Raw genomic sequence first — 21,585 nt, forward strand, 5'->3', positions numbered from 1 at the left:
CTACTCCATCCAAGTTCCGCCCATCGAGACAGCATATCGAGGCATTGCCATGAGTTTTCAGCTGGGAACACCCATACCGATCGGCCAGTCCGTCAGCGACGGCGTCAACTACCTGACCGATCACTACGCCGGCGCCTTCAATGCCATCACGACCGCCGTGCACTTCCTCATCGCCGGGCTCAAGAACGGCCTGCTCGCCGTGCCCCCGCTCCTGGCCATCGCCGTGGTTGCCGCACTTTCGCTGTGGCTGCTCGGCTGGCGCCGCAAGGCCGCCTGGGGGCTGGCGGTCTTTGCCGTGCTCGGGCTGCTGCTGGTGCTCAATCTCGGCTACTGGGCCGCGCTGATGGAAACCCTCGCGCTGGTGCTCGCCGCCGAGCTGATGGTGGTCGTCATCGGCCTGCCGCTCGGCATCCTCGGCGGGCGCAGCGATCTGGCCGACCGCATGATGCGGCCGGTGCTGGACATCATGCAGACCATGCCGGCCTTCGTGTACCTCGTGCCGGCGGTCATCTTCTTCGGCCTGGGCCTGGTGCCCGGCGTGCTCTCGACGGTGATCTTCGCGCTGCCGCCGCTGATCCGCCTGACCACGCTCGGCATTCGCCAGGTCCCCCACGAACTGGTCGAGGCCTCCAACTCCTTCGGTGCCACCTGGTGGCAGATGCTGGTCAAGGTGCAGCTGCCGAGCGCGCTGCCGTCGATCATGGCGGGGGTCAACCAGTCCATCATGCTGGGCCTGTCGATGGTGGTCATCTCCGCGATGATCGGCGCCGGCGGCCTCGGCAACGTCGTCCTGCAAGGCATCACCCAGCTCGATGTCGGCAAGGGCTTCGTCGGCGGTCTCGCCGTCGTCATCCTCGCGATCATTCTCGATCGCATCACTCAATCCTTCGGTCAAAGGGGCAAACAATGAAACGCATATCACGTCTGCTAGGCACCCTCATCCTGGCGTTCTCCGCCGCCGGCATCGCCATGCTGCCGGCCGCGCAGGCCGCCGCCAAACCGACGATCAAGCTCGGCTACGTGCAGAGCTGGCCGTCCAGCGCCATTACCACCAGCCTCGCCGCCACGGTGATCCGCGAGCGCCTGCATACCCCGGTGGAGATGGTTTCCTCCGCAGCAGGCCCGATGTGGGAAGCGGTGGCCAGCGACCACACCGACGCCATGCTCACCGCCTGGCTGCCCACCACCCACAAGACCTACTACGAAAAGCTGTGGACCCGCGTGGTCAACCTCGGCCCGAACGTCACCGGCACCCAGCTCGGCCTCGCCGTACCCAAGTACGTGCCGGTGAACACCATCGCCGGCCTGGAGAAGTACGCCGGCAAGTTCCAGGATCGCATCGTCGGCGTGGGCGCCGGCGCCGGCATCAACATGAACACCGAGACCGCGATCAAGACCTACGGCCTCAAGAGCTTCCAGCTGCAGACCAGCTCCACCGCCGCGATGACCGCACAGCTCCAGCGCGCCATCAAGCGCAAGCAGTGGATCGTGGTCACCGCGTGGACGCCGATGTGGATGTGGGCCAAGTTCGACATCAAGTACCTCAAGGACCCGAAGAACGTCTACGGCGTCGGCGGCCACATCAACACCATCGCCAACCCGGGCCTGATCAAGAAGGACCCGGCGGTGTTCACGTTCCTGCGCCGCTTCTCGATCAGCAGCGCCCAGCTGCAGCAGATGATGCTGGAGGCCAAGAACGGCAAGCCGGTGAAGAGCGTGGTCGCGGCCTTCATCAAGGCCCATCCCAAGCAGGTTCAGGGCTGGCTCGACTGAGGCCGCGTGCCGGTGCCCGGCTCCGGGCACCGGCAATTCAGCCGGACGGCGGGGCGATCTCGCCGTCCACGTAGTACCAGCGGCCGTCCTCGCGCAGGAAGCGGCTCAGCTCTTCCAGCCGCTGCGCGCGACCGCCGCGCTTGGCGCGGGCGACGAAGGCCACTCGCCCCTGCGCATCCGCGGCGCCGCCCGCCTCCGTGCGCACCACACGCAGGCCCAGCCAGTGCAGTTCGGGGTCCGGATCGAGCGCGGTCGGCCGGGTCGACGGATGCCAGGTGGCCAACACGTAGTCGCTACGTCCCGTCGCATAGGCCGTGTAGCGCGAGCGCATCAGCGCCTCGGCCGTCGGCGCGGATTCCGCACCGTCGATGAAGCGCCCGCAGCAGGCCGCGTAGCCGCGTCCCGAGCCGCAGGGGCATTCCTCCGTGCGCGTTGCGCGCCGCTTTGCCATGCCTCGATGCCTCCCTAAGCGATGACCACAATCCGCGAGCGGTCATGTTAATCTGATCGCGCCATTCCTCCCCGATCCACCCCGCCCCCATGACCGATACCGCCGCATCAGAGCGTGTGCTGGCCTACCACCGGCGCACCAAACACCAATTCGACCGCTACGCCGCCGGGCCGCCCGGTCTCGACTGGAACACCCAGCCGGACCCGTTCCGCCGGTACGAGGGCGCGCCGGTGGTGGAATTCCCGCTGCTCGGCGACGCCCCGGAGCCCGCCTATGCCGAGCTTTACGTGCCCGGCACGGTGCCGCCCCGGCCGCTCGGCCTGGCGTCGCTCGCCGCGCTGTTCGAGCTTGCCTTCGGCCTGTCCGCCTGGAAGCGCTTCGGCGAGGACAAGTGGGCCCTGCGCTGCAATCCCTCCAGCGGCAACCTCCACCCGACCGAAGCCTATGCGGTCACCGCCGGCTGCCCCGGCCTGGACGACGGCGTACATCATTATGTCAGCCGCGACCACCTGCTGGAGCGGCGCTGCGGCTTCGCCGCCGGGACGGCAACGCTGCCGCCGGGCCTGCTGCTCGTCGGCCTGAGCTCGGTGCACTGGCGCGAGGCCTGGAAATACGGAGAACGCGCCTACCGCTACTGCCAGCACGACGTCGGCCACGCCATCGCCGCGCTGCGCTATGCCGCCGCCGTGCTCGGCTGGCGCGTGCACCTGCTCGACGCCTGGGGCGACGCCGATCTCGCCGCCCTGCTCGGCCTCGCGCGCGACGCGGACTACGACGACGCCGAACGCGAGCATCCCGACGTGCTGCTGCAGGTCGACACCGGGACCGCAAACCCGCAAGCCGACAGCGACGCCCTGCTCGCGGCGGCTGCCGCAGGGCGTTGGCTGGGCCGCGCCAACGCGCTGTCCGGCAAGCACGAATGGGACTGGCCGGTGATCGAGGAAACCGCCGCCGCCTGCACCAAGCCGCGCACCGCCGGGAGCGCCGAGACCGTCGAGCCGCGACCCGCGCTCGCGCCCACCGCCTGCACCCTCGGGGCGGTCGAACTGATCCGCCAGCGGCGCAGCGCGCAGGCCTTCGACGGCAGCACGGCGATCTCCGCCGCAGACTTCTTCCGCCTGCTCGACGCCACCCTGCCGCGGCCCGATGTGACACCCTGGGACGCCGTCGACTGGGCGCCCCGGCTGCATCTGCTGCTGTTCGTGCACCGCGTCGAGGGTCTGCCGCCGGGACTGTACGCCCTGCCGCGACGCACGGAGGCCGAGGCGTTGCTGCGCGCCGCCCTGTCCGCCGAATACGCCTGGGAACGCGTCGCCGAGGCGCCCGCGCACCTCCCCCTGTTCCGGCTGCTCACCGCCGACGCCCGCAAGGCCGTGCGCACGCTTTCCTGCCACCAGGACATCGCCTCGCACGGTGCCTTCACCCTGGGCATGCTGGCCGAATTCGCCGACGAACTGGCGCAGGCGCCGTGGCGTTATCGCCGGCTGTTCTGGGAGGCCGGCATGATCGGCCAGATGCTCTACCTGGAGGCCGAGGCCGCCGGCCTGCGCGGCACCGGCATCGGCTGCTTCTTCGACGATCCCGTACACGAACTGCTCGGCATCCAGGGCGAAACCCTGCAGAGCCTGTATCACTTCACCGTCGGCGGTGCCCGCGTCGACGCCCGCCTGCAAACCCTGCCGCCCTACGGCCATCTCGCAGACCGCCCCTCCGGCCCGGCTTGAAGCCAGGCCCCTGGGCGCGGATGATCGCGGATTGAATCACGCGACCGAAGAGGGTTTTTCATGCAGGCCACCGCCGAATTCCAGCTCATTCCGCTCGGTGCGGGCGTCTCCGTGCGGCGCGAAATCGAACGCGTCGTCGCGCTGCTCGCGAGCCGCCCGCTGCTGATCGAAACCCACGCCTCGGGCACCAATCTCGAAGGCGAGCTGCGCGACATCCTCGACGCCGTCGAAGCCGTGCACGCCACGCTGCACGCCGACGGCGCCGTCCGGCTGGTGAGCTATCTCAAGCTGGAAACGCGCACCGACAAACCGCCCACCCTCGCAGGCAAGCGCCTGTGATCGGTGCCGCGGCCTGATGGCGATGTGGCCGTTCGCCGGTCGCCGCCCGTTGCGGCTGGCGGCCGTCTACCTCGCCCCCGCCGCCGGCACGCCCATGCGCCTCGCCGAGCGCGCCGAGGCGCTTGTCGGCCGAGGCCTTTGCGGCGATCGCTACGCCGCGCGCGCAGGTTTCTGGCAGGCCACCGACGCCTGCCAGCTCACGCTGATCGGCACGCGCGATCTTGCGCGCGCCCGCCGCCGCGCGCCGAAGGCGCTGCGACCCGCGCTCGACGCCGGCAGCCATCGCCGCAATCTCGTGGTAAGCCCTGTGCACGCGCGCGCGCTGCTGGGCAAGCGCCTGCGCATCGGCGGCGCGGTGCTCGTCTGCCGCAAGCCGCGCCCACCCTGCGGCTATCTGGACCGGGTCGCGGGATCGGGCCTATGCCGCGCCCTCGGCCGCGACAGCGGCATCTGTCTGGAGGTCGTCGAGGGCGGCTGGCTGGCGCCGGGCGACGCCGTGGAAGTGCTGCCGGGCTAGGCGCGGCTCAGAGGCGCGCCAGCGCCACGATGCGCGCGCCGAAGGCGATGAAGGCCACCCCCAGCACGCGATCGAGCACGCCGCGAAAGCGCTGATACGCGGCCTGCACGCGCGCATGCGAAAACACGTAGGCAACCAGCACCCACCAGGCGAATTCCTCGACCAGCACGATCGCCAGCACCACCAGCCGCACCCACAGCGGCGTGTCGCCCGGGAAAAGCGCCACGAAGATGCTGGTGAAATAGATCACCACCTTCGGATTGGTCAGCGTCAGCGACACCCCGGTCAGCAGCGCGCGCCAGGGCGACGCGGGCGCGGGCACGGCAGGCGCCGCCTCACCCGTCTGCTGCGACGCGCTCCATGCGGACAGCCCCAGCCAGATCAGATATGCGCCCCCGGCAAGCTGCACGAGACCGTACAGCGTCGTGAAACGCGTCATCAGCATGCCTACGCCGAAGATCGCCGCCAGTGCCCACAGCGAGGCTGCGAGCGTGACCCCGAGTCCCGTCGCCACGCCCTGCCGTCGCGAGCGCCCGGCGGCGGCGCGGCTGACCAGGAAAAACGCAGGGCCCGGGCTCGCGATGGCCAGCATGTTGACCACGGCGACACCGGCGACGACGGGCAGATAGGACATGACATCGGAACCTGGCAACGAAAGCCGCCCAGTATAAGAGCTTGCCGCGCGCGCGTGCAGTACCGGCGCGCGGCCCCTACTTGTAGGCGATGCCCGCCGAGGCCGACTCGGTCAGCGGCAACACCTCGAAGGCACTGAAGCCGGCCGCCTCGCACCAGCCGCGCAGGTCCGCGCCGGTGTAGTCGAAGGCGTCGCCCAGCTCCAGCAGCATGTTGAGCGACATCAGCAGCCCGAAAACATTCTCGCGCCGCGCGTCGTCGATCAGGTTCTCAACGACGATGAACACGCCGCCCGGCGGCAGCGCCTCGTAGACCCGGCCGATCAGCGCCTGCTTGCGCGCCAGATCCCAGTCGTGCAGCACATTGCCCATGGTGATCACCTCGGCGGTCGGCAGCGGATCGCTGAAGAAATCGCCGGACACGACGCGGATGCGCTCGCCCAGGCCTGCCGCCTCGACCGCCCGACGCGCGTGCGGCGTCACCGCCGGCAAATCGAAGCTCGTGCAGCTCAGATGCGGATAACGCCAGGCGAGCACCCGCGACAGCAGGGCCAGCGCGCCACCCAGGTCGCTCACGCTGCCGTACGGCGCGAAGTCGAAACACTCGGCGAGGCGGTGGAAATTCTTCATCTGCACGCCGGACATCGCCTCCAGAAACTGCGACAGCCGCTGCGGATCGCGCTGCAGATCGTCGAAGTAGGCGCGCCCGGAATGCTTGATCTCGCTCTGCGGCCGGCCGGTCCGCAGCGCCTCGCCGAGCTCGTTCCAGAAACCGAATGTGCGCGCGCCCAGCATCTTCAGCAGCCCGCCGAGATACTGCGGACTGCTGCGGTCGAGAAACGCCGCCGTGTCCGGCGTGTTGCGGTAACGTCCGTCGGCGCCGTCGCCCTCGCGCGCCAGAAAACCCAGCGCCACCAGCGCGTCGAGGAAATCGTCCCGACCGCGCGGGTGCAGGCCCAGCGCCTCGCCCAGCGCCGCGCCGCTCATCGCGTCCTCGCCCAGCAGCGAGAACAGGTCGAACTCCACCGCCGTCAGCAGCGTCTTCGACGCCCAGAAGGCATTGGCCGTGTGCAGGATATGGCCCGGATCGGGCGAATTCGGCTGGTCCATGGCATCTCCGAGATGGCGGGGGGAGCACGCAGCGACAGCGGCACGCCCGACGGATCATCCCTGCCCGCCGCGCGTCGCGCAACCGGCCGCGGGCGCAGTACACTGGCGATATGAACGTCCCCACCCCCGAACCGCGCCTGTGCACCTGCGGCGCCCGCGTCGCCGTGCGCCGCGAAACACGCCGCACGGCGGAGGGCGGCGAAATCATCGTCTACCGCGTGGCCTGCCCCGTCTGCGGACAGACCGGCCCGGCCATCCCCCTCGACGGGCGCGACGAGGCCGAAGTCATCGCCGAGGCCGTCGCCGCCTGGAACGCCCTCATCGCGCGCACCCGGCCGCTCGAATAACCCGCCGCAGCGCGCGGCCTCACCGCGTCGGCATCCGGACCGGCACGCGGCCCGGCAAACCGGCGACACACTCGCGCATCGCCTCGTCAGCCACCCTGATCGACTTGCCCCGGCGCGGCGCATAGCGGCACAGCCCGCGGTTCACCGAGATCGGGTCCAGCAGCATCACGTCGGCAACCTCCAGCACATGCGCATCGAGCCGATAGCGCATCCGCTTCAGGCTGGCCAGCACCGAGCGGTTCGTGCAGGTATCGAAGGTCACCGGGCCGAGGGCCAGTTCCGCGCGCAGCACCTGGCTTTCCGGCATGTCCATATAGGCCAGCGATGCGGTGAAAATCTCCTTGAACCAATGCCCCAACTCGCCGAACTCCGCCTTGCGCACACCGGGCAGATACAGCGTATAACGCGTTTCGTCGTGGCAGAACATCACCACGTGGCGGCGGTCGATGCGGTACAGATGGGCATGCCAGCTGCCCAGCGGACTCGTCTCCGCCTGCGGCTCGCGGCTCGTTGCCGGCAGCATGGCGGCCAGCCTCCGGGTGCAGTGAATCAGCATTGCCACCCCCGCGCCGTACCCGGCCGGAATCCCGGCGCCGCGCCATTCGTCCGTTGTCCACGCCATCGCCCGAAGATCACGCCGCGCGCAGCGACTCCATGCCCGTAATCGGCCATGTCGTGCCCCCTCTTTAGTCAGCCCCTGGCGGATGCATAGCCCTGCTCCGCCTTCTTAACGCAATGTATAGCGCGTTATCGAATAATCTTTCTCAATGATGGACGGTACCGCTCCGGCACGCGCAAGGCGCGCCACGCGGCCAGAATGGCGGGCAGCCGAACCGAGACGGGCTGGAAGCGCCGCCGATCGAAAAACACGGATGCGAGCGGGATGGGCTCAAGGCCCGATATCTGCCGACCGAGCCCATCGGCTAAAGCGCGGCCACGGCCTCCAGCATGACCTTGCGCGGCCATAGCCATTTTCCGCGGATGGTCGTCGGGCGCTCATTGAGCCTGCAGGACAGGGCAACCGGATCCACATCCATCACATTCGGCACGTCATGAATCCAGGTCTCCAGATCCTGCCTGGCGATACGCATCGAACCCTGCACCGACCGGTCGATGGTCGTATCGAAACACGCCGGCCCCAGCGCCAGTTCCGCCTTGCGGACCTGCGCGTCGGTGCAACCGGACATCACAAGCGTGTTCGCATACAAGCGGCGGAACCACCGGCTGCCCAGTTCGGCGAAGTGCTGCTTGCGAAGCCCGGCCATGAACAGCACATAGCGCGATGCGTCGTGACAAAACATCACGCACTGGCGACGGTCCAGCGTGAACAGATGACCATGCCAACCGCCGAGCGGGCTGGTTTCCCGCAGCGTCTCGGCGGATACATTCCCGCACCTCGCGGCGAGCTTTTGCGAACAGTGAATGATCATGGAATCAACATCGGCGGACAGTTTTTACGGGGCGCTCGCACAGCACGCGCGTCGCCCGTTGGCGAAAACCCGTGACGCGAATCGAATTGACTCGATACGCCATCGAAAGGCGTTCATCAAGGCCATAGAAGTCGACTTGATCGATCTTGCCCTGCGCAGTAGTCGTTCACTGCAGACGCTCCTCCAGCAACTTTCCGGCCCTTTCGCGTTCCCGTGTCTGCCTGGCGCGATGGGCGCCGAAGAGATGCGGCATCACCACATCACCGGGAAATAACCGAAAATAGTCAATATAATTACCACCAATTGACTTAAAACAACTTAATGAACAATATATTGACCATGAACGAGAGCTTCCTGTTTCTATCCGAAAACGAGATCGCCCAGCGCATTGCCAGCGCCGCGAAGGCTTATCGCTTGTCGCCGCGTGCCGCCAACATGACGCAACAGGCGCTGGCGGACAAGGCCGGCGTTTCGGTCGGCACGATCAAGCGCTTCGAGAAGACCGGCATCATCACCCTGCCCAACCTGATCGCCGTGTTCCGCTCGCTCGGCCTGCTGCAAAACGTCGCGGCCCTGCTGCCGGAAGTGCCCGAGGTCAGCCCGATGGAGGCGCTGCTGGCCGAGGAGCGCAAACGCAAGCCGATGCGGGTACGCAAACCGCGCGCCAAGGGGTGAGCCGATGGCCGAGCGCATCGATCCGCCGTCCGTCGTCGAAGTGCGGCTGTGGGGCGCACGCGCCGGCGCGCTCACCGCCTCCGCCCGGTTTCCCGGCTACTACGCCTTCGAGTACGACCACGATTTCGCCCAGGGCGGCGTCGAGCCCTCGCCGCTGCTCATGCCCTCGGCGGCCGGGCGCACCTACACCTTCCAGACGCTCGCGCAGGAAACCTACCACGGCCTGCCCGGCCTGATCGCCGACGCGCTGCCGGACCACTTCGGCAACGCGCTGATCGACGAATACCTCAACCGACACGGTTACGCCGCCGGCGAGATCACCACCCTGCAGCGCCTGATCTACGTCGGCCGCCGCGCGATGGGCGCGCTCGAATTCATGCCCGCCGCCAGCGAAACGCACGACGACGCCTCGGCCGTGCCGCTGGAAATGTCCGCGCTCGTGGAGGACGCGCGGCGCGCCCTGCGCGGCGAGCTGTCGCAGATCACGCCGCAGATCCTCGAAATCGGCAGCTCCGCCGGCGGCGCCCGGGCCAAGGCCGTGATCGGCTGGAACCGGCAGACCGGCGAAGTCGTGTCCGGGCAGTTCGACGTGCCCGAGGGCTTCGAGCATTGGCTGCTCAAGTTCGACGTCGACCTGGACGGCAACCTGAGCTACACCGCCGGCTTCGGCCGCGTCGAATACGCGCACTACCTGATGGCCCGCGAGGCCGGCGTCGAAATGAGCGAGTGCCAGCTGATGGAAGAAGGCGGCCGCGCCCACTTCATGACCCGGCGCTTCGACCGCGACGGCAACCGCAAGCTTCACATCCACTCGCTGTGCGGCCTGGCCCACCTCGATTTCAACCAGCCACGCGTGCACAGCTACGAACAGTACCTGCGCACCATCCAGGCGCTGAACCTCGGCAAGCCGGCGATCGATCAGGCGTTCGTGCGCTGCGCCTTCAACGTCGCCGCGGTCAACTGCGACGACCACACCAAGAACCTCGCCTTCCTGCTCGAAGAAGGCGGCGACTGGCAGCTCGCCCCAGCCTACGACGTCTGCTTCTCGCACAACCCCGCGGCGGGCAAATGGACCCGCGAGCATCAGATGCGGGTGAACGGCAAGACCTGGGATATCGAAGAGGAAGACCTGCTGGCCCTCGCCAAAACCTTCGGCGTCAGCCGCGCCCGCGAACGGCTCGACCGCGTCGTCGAAGCCGTGCGCCGCTGGCGCGAATTCGCCGGCGAGGCGGGCGTGCCGGAGGCGCGCATCGCGCATGTGGAGGAATTTCACCCGGCGTGGGTGAAGAGGTGAGCGGTGACTGCGCCTAAGTAACCCCCCTCATGGCGCCTTCATCTCCGCGCCTGGGCGCTGGCAATACAGGATTTGCGCCTTCAGGCGACCCCATCTACCTCGCCGGATTCGCCGCCCAGGTCCGCCGCGATTTCGCGGAACTGCGTAAGCGCGGCTTCGAGGTCTTCCACGATTTCCGCCGCGATCACTTCCGGGGCGGGCAGGCTGTCGGTATCGGAGAGGGATTCGTCCTTGAGCCAGAAGATATCGAGGCTGGCCTTGTCACGGGCGACGAGGGTTTCGTAGTCGTAGGCGCGCCAGCGGCCGTCCGGATTTTCCTCGCTCCAGGTCGCCTTGCGCTCGTGGCGGTTGTCGGGGTTGTAGAGCCGGACGAATTCCTCCAGATCCTCGCGCTTCAGCGGATTGGTCTTGAGCGTGAAATGCCGGTTGGTGCGCAGGTCGTAGATCCAGAGCTTCTTGGTCCACGGGGTCTCGGAGGCGGGCTTCTTGTCGAAGAACAACACGTTCACCTTCACACCCTGCGCGTAGAACAGGCCCGTGGGCAGGCGCAACAGGGTGTGGACGTCACACTCGTGCAGCAGCTTGCGGCGGATGGTTTCGCCGGCGCCGCCTTCGAAGAGCACGTTGTCAGGCAACACCAGCGCGGCGCGGCCGTTCTGCTTGAGTAGGGTTTTGACGTGCTGCACGAAGTTGAGCTGCTTGTTCGAGGTGGTGGTCCAGAAATCGCCACGCTCGACGATGTCGCGCTCCTTGCTGACCTTGCCCTCTTCTCCAACAATCGTCGTGCTGCTCTTCTTACCGAAGGGTGGATTGGTCAGGATCACGTCGAAGCGCTCGCTGGGGTCGGCAGCCAGCGAGTCGGACACCACAATGGGCTCGTAGTCCTGGCTGCCGATACCGTGCAGCAGCATGTTCATCGCGCACAGCCGCGCCGTGGCCTGCACCACCAGCTCCCAGCCCTTGAAGGTGTCCTCCTTGAGCTTGCGGCTCTGATCGCGGGTCAGGTTCGGGTTGTGTTGCACCACGTAATCGTGCGCCGCGAGCAGAAAGCCGCCCGTGCCGCAGGCCGGATCGGACACGCGCTCTCCCGGCATCGGCGCCATGACGTCCACGATCGCCTGGATCAGCGGGCGTGGGGTGAAATACTGGCCGGCGCCGGACTTGGTGTCCTGGGCGTTCTTTTCCAGCAGACCTTCGTAGGCATCGCCCTTCACGTCGGCGCTCATCGACACCCACTGTTCCTTGTCGATGAGGTCGMCCACCAGCCGCCGCAGCTTGGCTGGGTCCTGAAACTTGTTCTGCGACTTGTTGAAGATCAGCCCGAGCAAGCCCTTCTGGTTGCCCAGCGCCTCCAGCGTGTGGCGGTAGTGATCGAACAGATCGTCGCCGTCCTTCTTCATCAGGCTCGGCCAGTTGTATTCGTCCGGCACCGGGCTCTTCTGGTGGTACGGGGCCCGGGTGCGCTCGTCCGCCATCTTGAGGAACAGCAGATAGGTCAACTGCTCGACGTAATCGCCATAGCTCATGCCGTCATCGCGCAAGACGTTGCAGTAGTTCCAGAGTTTTTGGACGATGGTCGCGGTGTTCATTCGTACATCCTGGTATCTCAACACGCAAATACAGCAGTTAGAAGCTGTTTCATTGATAGTTTTTTGATACATCCGAATAGATGATCAATAAAATCCCTTTTAAAAACTTAGAGTTATTTTCACGCCCTTAAAACGAGCTAGTCGTTTACGCCTTGTTTTATTGGTACCTACTTTCCAGCTATCAAAACCCATTGAGAGAAACGGCGACTCCCCTCGTTCCGAATAACCCCATCTCTGGCGAGCTGCCGTAGCAGGTTGTGAATTTTGTTGAGCTTTTGCTCCTGAGACAGCATCTCGGGCAGCTTATCCAGCAGCAACGTATCGATGTCCGTCCTGGAGACAGGCTGATGTTCTTGCACCAGGGCGACAATCAAGTCGCGATAGTACTGGCTGTCGAAGCCGCGATTGCGAATGTGCCGCGCCTTCTCGCCGGTCGCCGCAGCCACCCGGCCGGCAACGATCAGGTTCGGGTAACGACCTTCCACTAGCTTCACCGCCCGGAGACGCTTAGCCGCGTCGGCGGGAATACGCTGCCCTTTCTGTACCCTGTCCAGGAGGATGATGGTGGTCAGGTCCAGATCGGTCTGCGCCATGAGAATCCGGGTGTAGCGCTCATCAAGAATGCGTCCGCGCAGCATCACCATCACCCGTTCCGGCTGCGACAGGTCATAGTCCGGCATCGGGAAGAAGCGCTCCCGCTGCTTCAGGAACATGCGTTTGATGCCGCCGCCCTGCGTGTCGATCATGTTCAGGTTCACCATCGCTTCAGCCAGAAATGGGTTGCGATAGATTTCCAGCGGCGCGTCCTGCTCGATCACCTTTTCCACCCGTCCCGGCAGAAAACCGCCAACGTTGGTCAGCAACAGGCTGTCTGGCGTTTCCACCACCTGTATACGGCCGCGCAGGAGATAGTCCTGGTGGGCAATGCAATTGTGCAGAGCCTCACGGATTACCCAGGGGTCGTATTGCGTCAATTCGACCGGGAACAACGTGCCGTCAGGCAGTTCCCGCACCGTCAGATTACGGATGCGTGCGAGTACCTTGTCGACATTGAGCAGGAAAGGCGGGCCAAAATGCTCGTAGTCCAGCTCCTCATTACGGTCGTTCTTCAGCATCCAGCTGATGCGCGCCACCGCCGGCGCCAGCAGCGCCGAGGCTTCCGGTCGGCCCAGCAGCAGCAAGGCCGCATGGGTCACCGCGCCGCGTATCGTCAGCCGCACCTTGTTGAGAAAGGTCGCATCGTCCCAACCTGTCAGTTCCCCCTCCTGGCGGGGGAACTTGGTCGCGTACTCCTGCCGCGCCTTGGCAATTGCCTCAGGGGCAAGATCGGCCAAGGTCGCCTGCTCACAGAGCTGGGCACTCCAGTCCACGCGGCGGCTCCAGATCGCGCGCTCTTTCTCCGGATATTTCGTTAGCTCGGTCTTGCTCGTGCCGTCGCGCACATAAGCCTTGCCGTAGAACTTCACCGGTCGGTCGAAGGCCGGATGGACCTCGAACAGCACCACCCGCTGGTCGTGGTAGGTAAAGGTGTGAGTCTCGAATCCGACGTTGGGCTGCAAACCGAGGGAAAGCCAGAGCGGCAACAACTGCTCGCCCTTACCTTTTTCGGCTTGAGGATCGAAGGTTGTGCCCACCACCGCATGGCTGCCGTCCTTGATGCCGAACACCAGGTAGCCGCGCGGCATACCCAGCAGGCAGGCCGAGTTCGCCAGCGCCGACAGATATTCCCCCAACACCTGCGGCTCGTAGCGGTTGGCCTTGAACTCCAGCCACTCGGTCTCGTGTGGCTCGTCGCGCAGACGGTCAAGCAAGGCGGTGAGCTCGGCGGTGTTCACGCGGAAAAGGCCTTGCTCAGGATGGACTGGCGAAAGCGCCCGGCGCGCTGGAGGTTGGCGTCCACCTGGGCCTCGGTTCCGCGCAGGAGGGAGAGACGGCGGTCGACTTCGGCGACGATGCGGTGTTGTTCTTCAATTGGCGGCAAAGGGAGCGGCATCTTCTTAATTTCCCCGCCAGCTATACCCTGCTGCCCAGCAGTTGTCTTTATCAAGACATCGACATGCTCTCGCGATTTACCAACATTTGCTGCCAGCACTAGGTAACTCGGTGAAATTAACAAATCACAGACTACACGTCCGCGAATAAGCTTATCTGGGTATAGAACCACACCGGACACTTCATTCACTAACGCGCACGCACCAACAAGATCTTTCGTCCCGTTATATCGGACAAAAAGTACATCCCGTAACTTTAACTCGTATTCTTCGACATGCTCACTAGGCAACGGTCTGTAGAAGCGTTTATCCGTTATATCCAGTTCCAGTGGACGAACAGCAGAAATACGAAGGATTGGAATCCCTGGTCCAGAATCTTCCGGTTTCTTTGACAAGCCATTCCGCAAAGACATGAATAACTGGTCAACCGTTGCCCACACCCACCCCTCCGGCAAACCGGGCAGGTCAGTGGTGACGGGTGCGGTGGGTTCTTTGTATTTGCGCTTGCCTTGCCACTGGCTGCGGCGGGTTTCGAGGATGCGTTGCAGGAGTTGTTCGCCGGTCTCGTAGCTGCGGCCTTCACGTCGTGCAATCTCGGCTTCGGTTTCGACGAGGCGGCCTTCGACGGCGGCTTTGAGGACGGCGGCCTTGTAGCGCTTGAGGTTGGCCTTGACGCGCTTGAGGTTGGCGACGGCTTCGTCGAGGCGGGAGAATTGTTTTTCGATTTCCACGACGATGCGTTTTTGTTGCTCGAGGGGGGCTAGCGGAAATTCATACGGCGCTAACTGATCAAAGTCGACACGCGGACGGTCTCCGGTGTTGAGATGGGACGCAAAAGAGACGAACGTCGACGAATTCAGGAAATATTGCAGGTAGCGGCTGTCCACACCTTCCGTCTTCGGAAAGACGATGAATTCAGCGGAACAGAGCCCTTCAAAATCCGGCCGATATACCTTGTTCAGATACGGACGTAGACGGCCATAGAGAACATCGCCCGGCTGGAAGTGAACCGCCGAGCTTTTCATGGTGCCGGCGGGCACTGTACCCAACAGCTTCATCGTATGGGCTTCAACGTGCTCCATTCCAATGAATGGTAGGCCCGGTTTTTCCGACGGCTTAATGCGTGGGCGAGTTGGCTTAACGACCTCACCGAGCGGGCGGATCTCCCAACCTTGCGCCACAACATCCTCGCGCTTCGCGATCGCACTCATGCCGCCAACGTCTCGTTCAGTCCTTCAATGATCGTATTCAGCTTGTCGCCGAACAGTTGATGCACCTTGCCGAGGCCGCCGTGTTGCGAGAACGGGGCGTACTCGAAATCGTCCGGCTCGATGCCGAGATTCGCGGCGATGTGGTCGCGGATCATTTCCAGCCAACGTCGCTGTTCCTCGTTGAACTGCTTGCCACTGCTTTCCTGTCCCATCAGCCATGCCCGGAAATTGATCTCGACGCGCTCGGGAAAGGGGATGAGTTCGTTGTCCTGGTGGATGGCGAATCTGACCAGCGAGACGAGGTCGGTGAGGATGCGGCGGCCGCTGGCGCCCTTGACCTTGTCCCTTTCCAGCGCGGCATAGGCGTTCCAGAGCTGGGCTTCGCTCCACAGGTAGGGCGGCTGCTCGATTTTGTCGGCCAGCTCCTTGACCGCCTCGAAGGTGAGGCGCTGGCGGTAGGGCTGGCTGTAGAGCACCTGCAGGGCGGTGATTTCGTCCTTGTTGTCGGCGATGAACCGCTCGAAGGAGTGGATCATGCCACGGGCGCGGTCGAGGGCGTCGCGCGAGAAGGTGGCTTCGAGGACTTCGTCGGCGCTGACGGTGTCGATGACGACTTCGTTCTTCTTCTTGATCTGGTCGATGGCTTCGCGCAGGTCGGGATCGTGCAGCGGCTTGACGGCGTCGAGCACGATGCGCTGGCGCGCGGCGGCAAGGGCCTGTTCGCTGAGCGGGCGGTCGTCGTCCGGCGCGAGACCGAGGTCGACCCTGGCCTGTTCGAGGTGGCGGTCCGGGTCGAGCGCGGCGACGATGCGGTGGCTCAGGTCCTTGACGCCCAGGCCGCCGGCGAGCGCGCGGATGCGCTGGTCGTCTTCGGCGCTCATGCGGTGCTCCATGCGCGCGAGGCGGCCGGCAAGCGAGGTGAGGACGTCGTCCTCGGTGTTGCCGAAGGCGACGGCCTGCATGAGCTTTTCGAAGCTGACGGTGGGCTTCTGCTCCATGGGGCGGGAGTCGGTCTTGTCCTGCTCGCAGACGCCGACGGCGTCGACGATGACGAAGTGGTCCTTGACCCTGGCGTCGCGGGTGACGCTCTGCAGGTCGTCGGGCTTGATGACGCGCACGCCGCGGCCCTTCATCTGCTCGAAGAAGGCGCGGGATTTGACGGCGCGCAGGAACATGACGATTTCCAGCGCCTTGATGTCGGTGCCGGTGGCGATCATGTCCACGGTGACGGCGATGCGCGGCATGGCGCTGTTCTGGAAGGCCTTGATGAGGTCCTTGGGCTTGGCGCCGGTGGTGCGGTAGGTGATCTTCTGGGCGAAGTCGTTGCCCTTGCCGAATTCCTCGCGAACGATCTCGACGATGTTTTCGGCGTGGGCGTCGTCCTTGGCGAAGATGAGGGTCTTGGGCACCCACTCGCGGCCGGGAAAGATTTCGGTGAACAGCTTGTCGCGGAAGGTGCGGATGACGGTGCGGATCTGGTCCGGCGCGACCACGGCGCGGTCGAGCTGGTTGGGGTCGTAGGCGAAGTCGTCGTCGAGCTGTTCCCAGCGCTTCTTGCGCGTGTCGCGCTCCTGAATCTGCACGGAGTATCCCGCCTCGACCCTGGAGCCGTGCTCGGTGATGGCGGTGCGGATGCGGTAGACGTCGTAGTTGACGTTGACGCCGTCGGCCACGGCCATCTCGTGGTTGTATTCCATCACCAGGTTCTGGTGGAAGAAGCCGAAGGTCTGCTTGCTGGGCGTGGCGGTGAGGCCGATGAGGGTGGCGTCGAAGTATTCCAGCACCTGCGCCCAGAGGTTGTAGATGGAGCGGTGGCATTCGTCGGTGACGATGATGTCGAACTGCTCGATCGGGATATTGGGGTTGTACTCGATCGGCTCGGGCTGCTTGAACAGGCCGCCGAGCTGGTCGGCGGATTCCTCGTCCAGCTCTTCGGGCAGCTCCCTGCCCTTGAGCATGGCGTACATGCGCTGGATGGTGCAGATGCTGACCTTTGCCACGGGATCGAAGGCGTTGCTGCTCAGACGCTGTACGTTGTACTCCTCGGTGAACTTGAAGTTGTTGTAGGGCGAGGTGTACTGCTGGAATTCCTTGAGCGTCTGGTCGCCGAGGTTGCCGCGGTCCACCAGGAACAGCACGCGCCGCGCGCCGGCGAACTTGATCAGCCGGTAGATGAAGGAGATGGCGGTGAAGGTCTTGCCCGAGCCGGTCGCCATCTGGATCAGCGCGCGGGGGCGATTGGCCTTCAGCGATTCTTCGAGCCGCTGGATGGCCTGAATCTGCGCGGGCCAGAGGCCTTCGGTGCGCAGCGGCGGCAGGTGTTGCATGCGGGCGAGGAAGGTGTCGCCCCGGCTGGCGTAGTCCGGCGCCGTCTCGCGCACGCCGTCCGCCAATTCGCCGAGCCAGCCGGCCAGCAGCGCGGGCGTGTGGAAGGCGAACACCTGACGCGAGCGCGGCTGGGGATCCAGCCCGTTGGTGAAGCGGGTTTCGATGCCGGTGGACTGGTAGGCGAAGGGCAGCGGATCGCGCCAGCGCGGCAGGCCGTCCGGCAGGCCCTGGGTGTATTTGTCGGACTGGGTTTCGACGCCGGTGAGCGTGACGCCCTGCTTCTTGGCCTCGATCACGCCCGCGGCCTTGCCGTCGACATAGAGCAGGTAGTCCGCGAAGCCGTGGCCGGATTTGAGCGGAAACTCGCGAATCGCCACGCCCTGCGCGGCGTGGATGTTGGCTTGCGCAGCGTCCTGCACCGCCCAGCCCGCCGCCTGCAGCAGCCGGTCGATGTCTTCCCTGGCTTGTTGTTCGGGTTGTGGCGTCATTCACTGACGGCTCGTTGATGGACCGGGATGAAATTAACACAAGCCGTGGGGTTTGCGGGGCGCCGCCGCGCGCGGGCGGGCTGAGCGGGTCAGCCGCCCAGGAACAGGCGGCCGACGTCGGGGTCTTCGAGGAGGGCGTCGCCGGGGCCGGCGAGCGCGAGCTGGCCGGAGACGAGGACGTAGGCCAGGTCGGCGAATTCGAGGCCTTTCTTGGCGTTTTGCTCGACCAGGACGACGGTCTTGCCCTGATCGCGCTGCAGTTCGCGCAGGATTTCGAACACGGCGTCGATGTAGCGCGGCTCCAGGCCGATGGAAGGTTCGTCCACGAGCAGCACGCGCGGCCGCATGATGAGCGCGCGCGCGATTTCGAGCAGGCGGCGCTCGCCGCCGGAGAGGGTGCCGGCGGCGGCCCGGCGGCGCTGGGAGAGACGCGGGTAACGCGCGAGCACGTCGGCCGCGGCGGCGCGCGCGGCCTCGCGGCCGGGCAGCAGATAGCCGCCCATGAGCAGGTTTTCCTCCACGCTCATGCGCGGAAACACGGAGTTGTCCTGCATGACGTAGGCGATGCCGGCGTCGCGCAGTTTCTGCTCGGGGGTGAGCCCGCCGATGGCGCGGCCGTCCAGCTCGATGGCCCCGCCGATGATGCGGGTGAAGCCGTAGATGGAGTGCAGGACGGTGGATTTGCCGGCGCCGTTGGGGCCGATGAGGCACAGCGACTGGCCGGCGGCGACGTGCAGATCGAGGCCGTGGAGGATCTGCATGCGCCCGTAGCCGGCGTCGAGCGCGCGCAGGCTGAGCAGCGGCGCATCCCCGGCGAGCGCGCGCAGGGCGGCATCGTCCGGCCGGCGCGCGCCCAGCGTCGCGGCCTCGCGCGCGACGGCCTCGACGGACATGACGAGATCGACGCCGCCCTCGCCGTGGCCGGAGACGCGGGGCGGCTTGGGCGGATTCCAGCGCGGCTGCATCAGGCGGCTCCCAGGTAGGCGTCGATCACGCGCTGGTCGCTGCGGATGGCCTCGGGCGGGCCGTCGGCGAGCATGCGGCCGTGGGCGAGGCAGTAGATGTGCTCGGCGAGGTTCATGATGACGCGCATGTTGTGCTCGATGACCAGCAAAGTGATGCCGAAGGTATCGTTGGCGCGGCGCAGGCGGTCGATGAGGCCGTTGATCAGGGTGGGATTGATGCCGGCGGTGGGCTCGTCCAGCAACAGCATGCGCGGGCGATTCATCAGCGCCATGGCGAATTCGAGCAGCTTCTGCTGGCCGAAGGAGAGTTCGCCGGCGCGCAGATGGCGCTTTTCGTAGAGGCCGACGAAGGCGAGCAGCTCCTCGGCCTGGGCGTCGGTTTCGGGGTCGAAGCCGCGGAACAGGCCGCGCAGGCCTGCGTGGACGGCGGGCGTGGAGATGCGCATGTTGGCCATGCAGTCCATGCCGACGTAAACGCGGGTCTGCTGGAAAGTGCGCAGCAGGCCGCGGCGGGCGATGTCGCCGACGCGCAGGCGCGACAGCTCGGCGCCGTCGAAGCGCACGCTGCCGGCGTCGATGGGGTGATAGCCGACGATGGCGTTGAACAGGGTGGTCTTGCCGGAGCCGTTGGGGCCGATGAGACCGTAGATCGCGCCCTCGGGCACGCTGAGGCAGACGCCGTCGTTGGCGATCACGCCACCGAATGTCTTGCTGACGCCGGCGACGTCGAGCAGCACGCGGCTCATGAGCGGTCCTCCTGGGTTTCGGACGCGGGCGCGCCGCCGAAGCGCGCGGGGAAGCGCTCGCGCAGCCAGCCCATGATGCCTTCGGGGAAGAACACGACGATGATCACGATCAGCGCGCCGAGCATCACGCGCTGCCAGCCGAGGAAATAGGTCCAGGTGACCTCCTTGGCGGCGTAGAACAGGAAGGCGCCGATCAGCGGCCCCCACAGCGTGCCCTTGCCGCCGAGGATGGCCATGAGAATCATCCATACGCCGAAACTGGCGCCGGCGAAGGCGACGTCGATGGGGTCGATGAAGCCGACGAGATTGCCGACGCCGCCGCCGGCGAGCGCGAGCAGCGCGGCGGACACGGCCCAGGCGGTGGTCTTGTAGGCGACGGTGGGCAGGCCCATGGCCTCGGCCTTGTCCTCGTTGTCGCGGATGGCGTTGAGCGCCAACCCGAAGCGGCCTGCATACAGCCGCGACAGCAGCCACAGGGCGAACAGCGCGAGCAGCATGAAGAAGGCGTAGTAGAAGATTTCCTTGCCGGGCAGGCCGGCCGGCATCAGCGGGGTGACCATGCCGGAGCCGGCGCCGATGAAGTCGACGCCGGTGGCGATTTCGCCGGCGGCGATGCCGAGGCCGAGGGTGCAGATGGCGAAATAGTGACCGCGCATGCCGAGGATCTGCGAGCCGAGCAGAAAGGCCAGCGCGACGGCGGCGACCACCCCGGCGACGAGCCCGAGGCCGAGGCCAATGAGGTATTGCGGCGCGGTGAGCACGAGCTGCGCCTGCCCGCTGGCGACGCCGTGCCAGAGGTCGCGCTGGACCACGGCGCAGGCGTACATGCCGATGCCGAAGAAGAAGATGTTGCCGAAGGAGTTGTAACCCATCTGGCCGCCGCAGATGTCCCACGACAGGGCCAGCACGACCATGCACCAGGCGAAGGCGAACACGGTGAGGTGGTGCGGAAACAGCCAGGGCACGACGAGGCCGGCGACGATCAGCCCCGTCCAGGCCGGCGCGGACAGGCGCTGCAGGCGGGCGCTCACGACAGATACTCGCGGCGGCGGCGCAGCCAGGCGTTGCGCACGATCAGGATGACCACCAGCAGGCTGAACACGAAGGCGGACTGGAATTCGGCGCCGAGCACGAAGCCGGCGATCTGCTCCAGCGCGCCAAGGCCGAGGCCGGTGGCGAACACGCCGGGCAAGTTGCCCAGGCCGGCGACGATGACGATCATGAACGAGCGCACGGTGTAGGTCAGGCCGATGAAGGGATGGATCACCCAGATCATCACCACCAGGCTGCCGGCCATACCGCAGAGGGCGGCGTTGAGGGCGTAGGTGGCCGCGTAGACGCGATCGGTGTCGACGCCGAGCACGCGCGCGGCGCGGGCGTTCTGCGCGGTGGCGCGAATCGCCTGACCCAGCCGCGAGTAGCGCAGCCCCGCCACCAGCAGCGCCGCGATCGCAAGCACCACGCCGAAGGCGAGCAGCTTGGCGGTGGGCACGGTGACGGCGTTGCCGAGGAAGTACCAGGTGGGCATGCCGGCATCGACGCTGACCACGTCCGGCCCGAACAGTTCGTTCATAAGCTGCTGCAGCAGGATGGAGATGCCGAAGGTGGCGAGCAGGGAGATGAACATGTCGCGGCCGACGATACGGTGGATCACCACCCGGTAGAGCAGCAGCCCGAGCAGAAACAGCGCCAGCCCGGCGATCGGCAGGCCGAGCAGCGGATGCAAGCCGAACTGGCGGAACAGGAAGTAGCTGATGTAGCCGCCGAGGATGACGTATTCGCCCTGGGAGACGTTGATGATGTTCATCACGCCCCACACGAGGGCCATGCCGTAGGCGGCCAGCGCAAACACGGCACCGACCAGCAACCCGTCGACGACGAGCTGCAGCAGTATGGTCGGCGCCTGATACAGCAGCAGCAGATTGTCCATGCGGTCTCCCCCGGCGGCTGGACGGCCGGCGCCGCGGGCGGCGCC

General features: G+C 65.9%; 22 protein-coding genes. 9 read left to right on the forward strand and 13 right to left on the reverse strand.

Features of this window, described 5'->3' with window-relative positions; all coding sequences use genetic code 11:
• Positions 1-49 precede the first annotated feature (49 nt).
• Together THPRO_RS12080 and THPRO_RS12085 are read left to right on the forward strand one after the other, a co-directional pair.
• Positions 50-910 (forward strand): ABC transporter permease, encoded by an 861-nt coding sequence (locus tag THPRO_RS12080; protein WP_038089962.1) that lies wholly within the window; start codon positions 50-52, stop codon positions 908-910.
• Positions 907-1,773 (forward strand): glycine betaine ABC transporter substrate-binding protein, encoded by an 867-nt coding sequence (locus tag THPRO_RS12085; RefSeq protein WP_038089964.1) that lies wholly within the window; start codon positions 907-909, stop codon positions 1,771-1,773. The genes THPRO_RS12080 and THPRO_RS12085 overlap by 4 nt, the downstream gene beginning before the upstream one ends.
• 37 nt (positions 1,774-1,810) lie before the next feature.
• Here the strand turns inward: THPRO_RS12085 and THPRO_RS12090 are convergent, their stop codons facing one another.
• A complete protein-coding gene (locus THPRO_RS12090) occupies positions 1,811-2,224 on the reverse strand; it encodes a YchJ family protein (protein ID WP_038089967.1) in 414 nt (137 codons plus the stop codon).
• Between the two features lie 89 nt (positions 2,225-2,313).
• On the opposite strand from THPRO_RS12090, the gene THPRO_RS12095 reads away from it, so the two are divergent.
• From THPRO_RS12095 to THPRO_RS12105, 3 genes are read left to right on the forward strand one after another with little or no spacing between them, the layout of a single operon-like run.
• Positions 2,314-3,948: a SagB/ThcOx family dehydrogenase gene (locus tag THPRO_RS12095; RefSeq protein ID WP_065089693.1), complete on the forward strand. Its 1,635-nt coding sequence runs from the start codon at positions 2,314-2,316 to the stop codon at positions 3,946-3,948.
• A 60-nt stretch (positions 3,949-4,008) separates the two neighbouring features.
• Positions 4,009-4,287 (forward strand): MTH1187 family thiamine-binding protein, encoded by a 279-nt coding sequence (locus tag THPRO_RS12100; protein ID WP_038089970.1) that lies wholly within the window; start codon positions 4,009-4,011, stop codon positions 4,285-4,287.
• A 16-nt stretch (positions 4,288-4,303) separates the two neighbouring features.
• Positions 4,304-4,804, forward strand: coding sequence for an MOSC domain-containing protein (locus THPRO_RS12105; RefSeq protein ID WP_052064334.1), 501 nt, complete (start codon positions 4,304-4,306; stop codon positions 4,802-4,804).
• A 7-nt stretch (positions 4,805-4,811) separates the two neighbouring features.
• On the opposite strand, the gene THPRO_RS12110 is transcribed toward THPRO_RS12105, so the two are convergent.
• Positions 4,812-5,438, reverse strand: a complete 627-nt coding sequence (locus THPRO_RS12110) for a LysE family transporter (protein ID WP_065089694.1) — start codon at positions 5,436-5,438, stop codon at positions 4,812-4,814.
• 76 nt (positions 5,439-5,514) lie between these two features.
• Positions 5,515-6,546, reverse strand: a complete 1,032-nt coding sequence (locus THPRO_RS12115) for a methyltransferase (protein WP_038089973.1) — start codon at positions 6,544-6,546, stop codon at positions 5,515-5,517.
• Between the two features lie 110 nt (positions 6,547-6,656).
• Between THPRO_RS12115 and THPRO_RS12120 the strand changes: the two genes are divergently transcribed.
• Entirely contained in the window at positions 6,657-6,893 is a 237-nt protein-coding gene (locus tag THPRO_RS12120; protein WP_038089976.1) for a hypothetical protein, read from the forward strand.
• 19 nt (positions 6,894-6,912) lie between these two features.
• On the opposite strand, the gene THPRO_RS12125 is transcribed toward THPRO_RS12120, so the two are convergent.
• Positions 6,913-7,515, reverse strand: a complete 603-nt coding sequence (locus THPRO_RS12125) for a DUF6933 domain-containing protein (RefSeq protein WP_065089695.1) — start codon at positions 7,513-7,515, stop codon at positions 6,913-6,915.
• A 301-nt stretch (positions 7,516-7,816) separates the two neighbouring features.
• Positions 7,817-8,323 carry a DUF6933 domain-containing protein gene (locus tag THPRO_RS12130; protein WP_038089982.1) on the reverse strand — a complete coding sequence of 169 codons (507 nt, stop codon included), beginning with the start codon at positions 8,321-8,323 and terminating at the stop codon, positions 7,817-7,819.
• Here THPRO_RS12130 and THPRO_RS12135 point away from each other — a divergent pair.
• The 3 genes from THPRO_RS12135 (at position 8,316) to THPRO_RS12145 (ending at position 10,292) form a co-directional block, all read left to right on the forward strand.
• Complete coding sequence (locus THPRO_RS12135) at positions 8,316-8,597, forward strand: hypothetical protein (protein WP_145930851.1); 282 nt, start codon at positions 8,316-8,318, stop codon at positions 8,595-8,597. The two genes, THPRO_RS12130 and THPRO_RS12135, sit on opposite strands and share 8 nt — an antisense overlap.
• Positions 8,598-8,662: 65 nt before the next feature.
• A complete protein-coding gene (locus tag THPRO_RS12140; protein ID WP_065089863.1) occupies positions 8,663-8,998 on the forward strand; it encodes a helix-turn-helix domain-containing protein in 336 nt (111 codons plus the stop codon).
• A 4-nt stretch (positions 8,999-9,002) separates the two neighbouring features.
• Entirely contained in the window at positions 9,003-10,292 is a 1,290-nt protein-coding gene (locus THPRO_RS12145; RefSeq protein WP_038089988.1) for a type II toxin-antitoxin system HipA family toxin, read from the forward strand.
• 80 nt (positions 10,293-10,372) lie between these two features.
• Here the strand turns inward: THPRO_RS12145 and THPRO_RS12150 are convergent, their stop codons facing one another.
• From THPRO_RS12150 to THPRO_RS12185, 8 genes are all read right to left on the reverse strand, one after another.
• Positions 10,373-11,881: a type I restriction-modification system subunit M gene (locus THPRO_RS12150; protein ID WP_065089696.1), complete on the reverse strand. Its 1,509-nt coding sequence runs from the start codon at positions 11,879-11,881 to the stop codon at positions 10,373-10,375.
• Between the two features lie 167 nt (positions 11,882-12,048).
• The gene (locus tag THPRO_RS12155) at positions 12,049-13,716 is read right to left on the reverse strand and encodes an RNA-binding domain-containing protein (RefSeq protein WP_052064336.1); all 1,668 of its coding nucleotides are present in this window, start codon (positions 13,714-13,716) and stop codon (positions 12,049-12,051) included.
• A complete protein-coding gene (locus THPRO_RS12160) occupies positions 13,713-15,083 on the reverse strand; it encodes a restriction endonuclease subunit S (RefSeq protein WP_038089995.1) in 1,371 nt (456 codons plus the stop codon). The genes THPRO_RS12155 and THPRO_RS12160 overlap by 4 nt, the downstream gene beginning before the upstream one ends.
• Positions 15,080-17,899 carry a type I restriction endonuclease subunit R gene (locus THPRO_RS12165; protein WP_038089997.1) on the reverse strand — a complete coding sequence of 940 codons (2,820 nt, stop codon included), beginning with the start codon at positions 17,897-17,899 and terminating at the stop codon, positions 15,080-15,082. The genes THPRO_RS12160 and THPRO_RS12165 overlap by 4 nt, the downstream gene beginning before the upstream one ends.
• Before the next feature lie 89 nt (positions 17,900-17,988).
• Positions 17,989-18,864: an ABC transporter ATP-binding protein gene (locus THPRO_RS12170; protein ID WP_201786986.1), complete on the reverse strand. Its 876-nt coding sequence runs from the start codon at positions 18,862-18,864 to the stop codon at positions 17,989-17,991.
• The gene (locus tag THPRO_RS12175) at positions 18,864-19,610 is read right to left on the reverse strand and encodes an ABC transporter ATP-binding protein (RefSeq protein ID WP_038090000.1); all 747 of its coding nucleotides are present in this window, start codon (positions 19,608-19,610) and stop codon (positions 18,864-18,866) included. Before THPRO_RS12175 ends, THPRO_RS12170 begins: the two co-directional genes overlap by 1 nt.
• Positions 19,607-20,641, reverse strand: a complete 1,035-nt coding sequence (locus THPRO_RS12180) for a branched-chain amino acid ABC transporter permease (protein ID WP_201786987.1) — start codon at positions 20,639-20,641, stop codon at positions 19,607-19,609. Before THPRO_RS12180 ends, THPRO_RS12175 begins: the two co-directional genes overlap by 4 nt.
• Positions 20,638-21,540 (reverse strand): branched-chain amino acid ABC transporter permease, encoded by a 903-nt coding sequence (locus THPRO_RS12185; protein WP_038090003.1) that lies wholly within the window; start codon positions 21,538-21,540, stop codon positions 20,638-20,640. The genes THPRO_RS12180 and THPRO_RS12185 overlap by 4 nt, the downstream gene beginning before the upstream one ends.
• Between the last annotated feature and the right edge of the window lie 45 nt (positions 21,541-21,585).

Origin of the sequence: Acidihalobacter prosperus (assembly GCF_000754095.2) — a bacterium.
Classification (GTDB): Bacteria; Pseudomonadota; Gammaproteobacteria; order DSM-5130; family Acidihalobacteraceae; genus Acidihalobacter; species Acidihalobacter prosperus.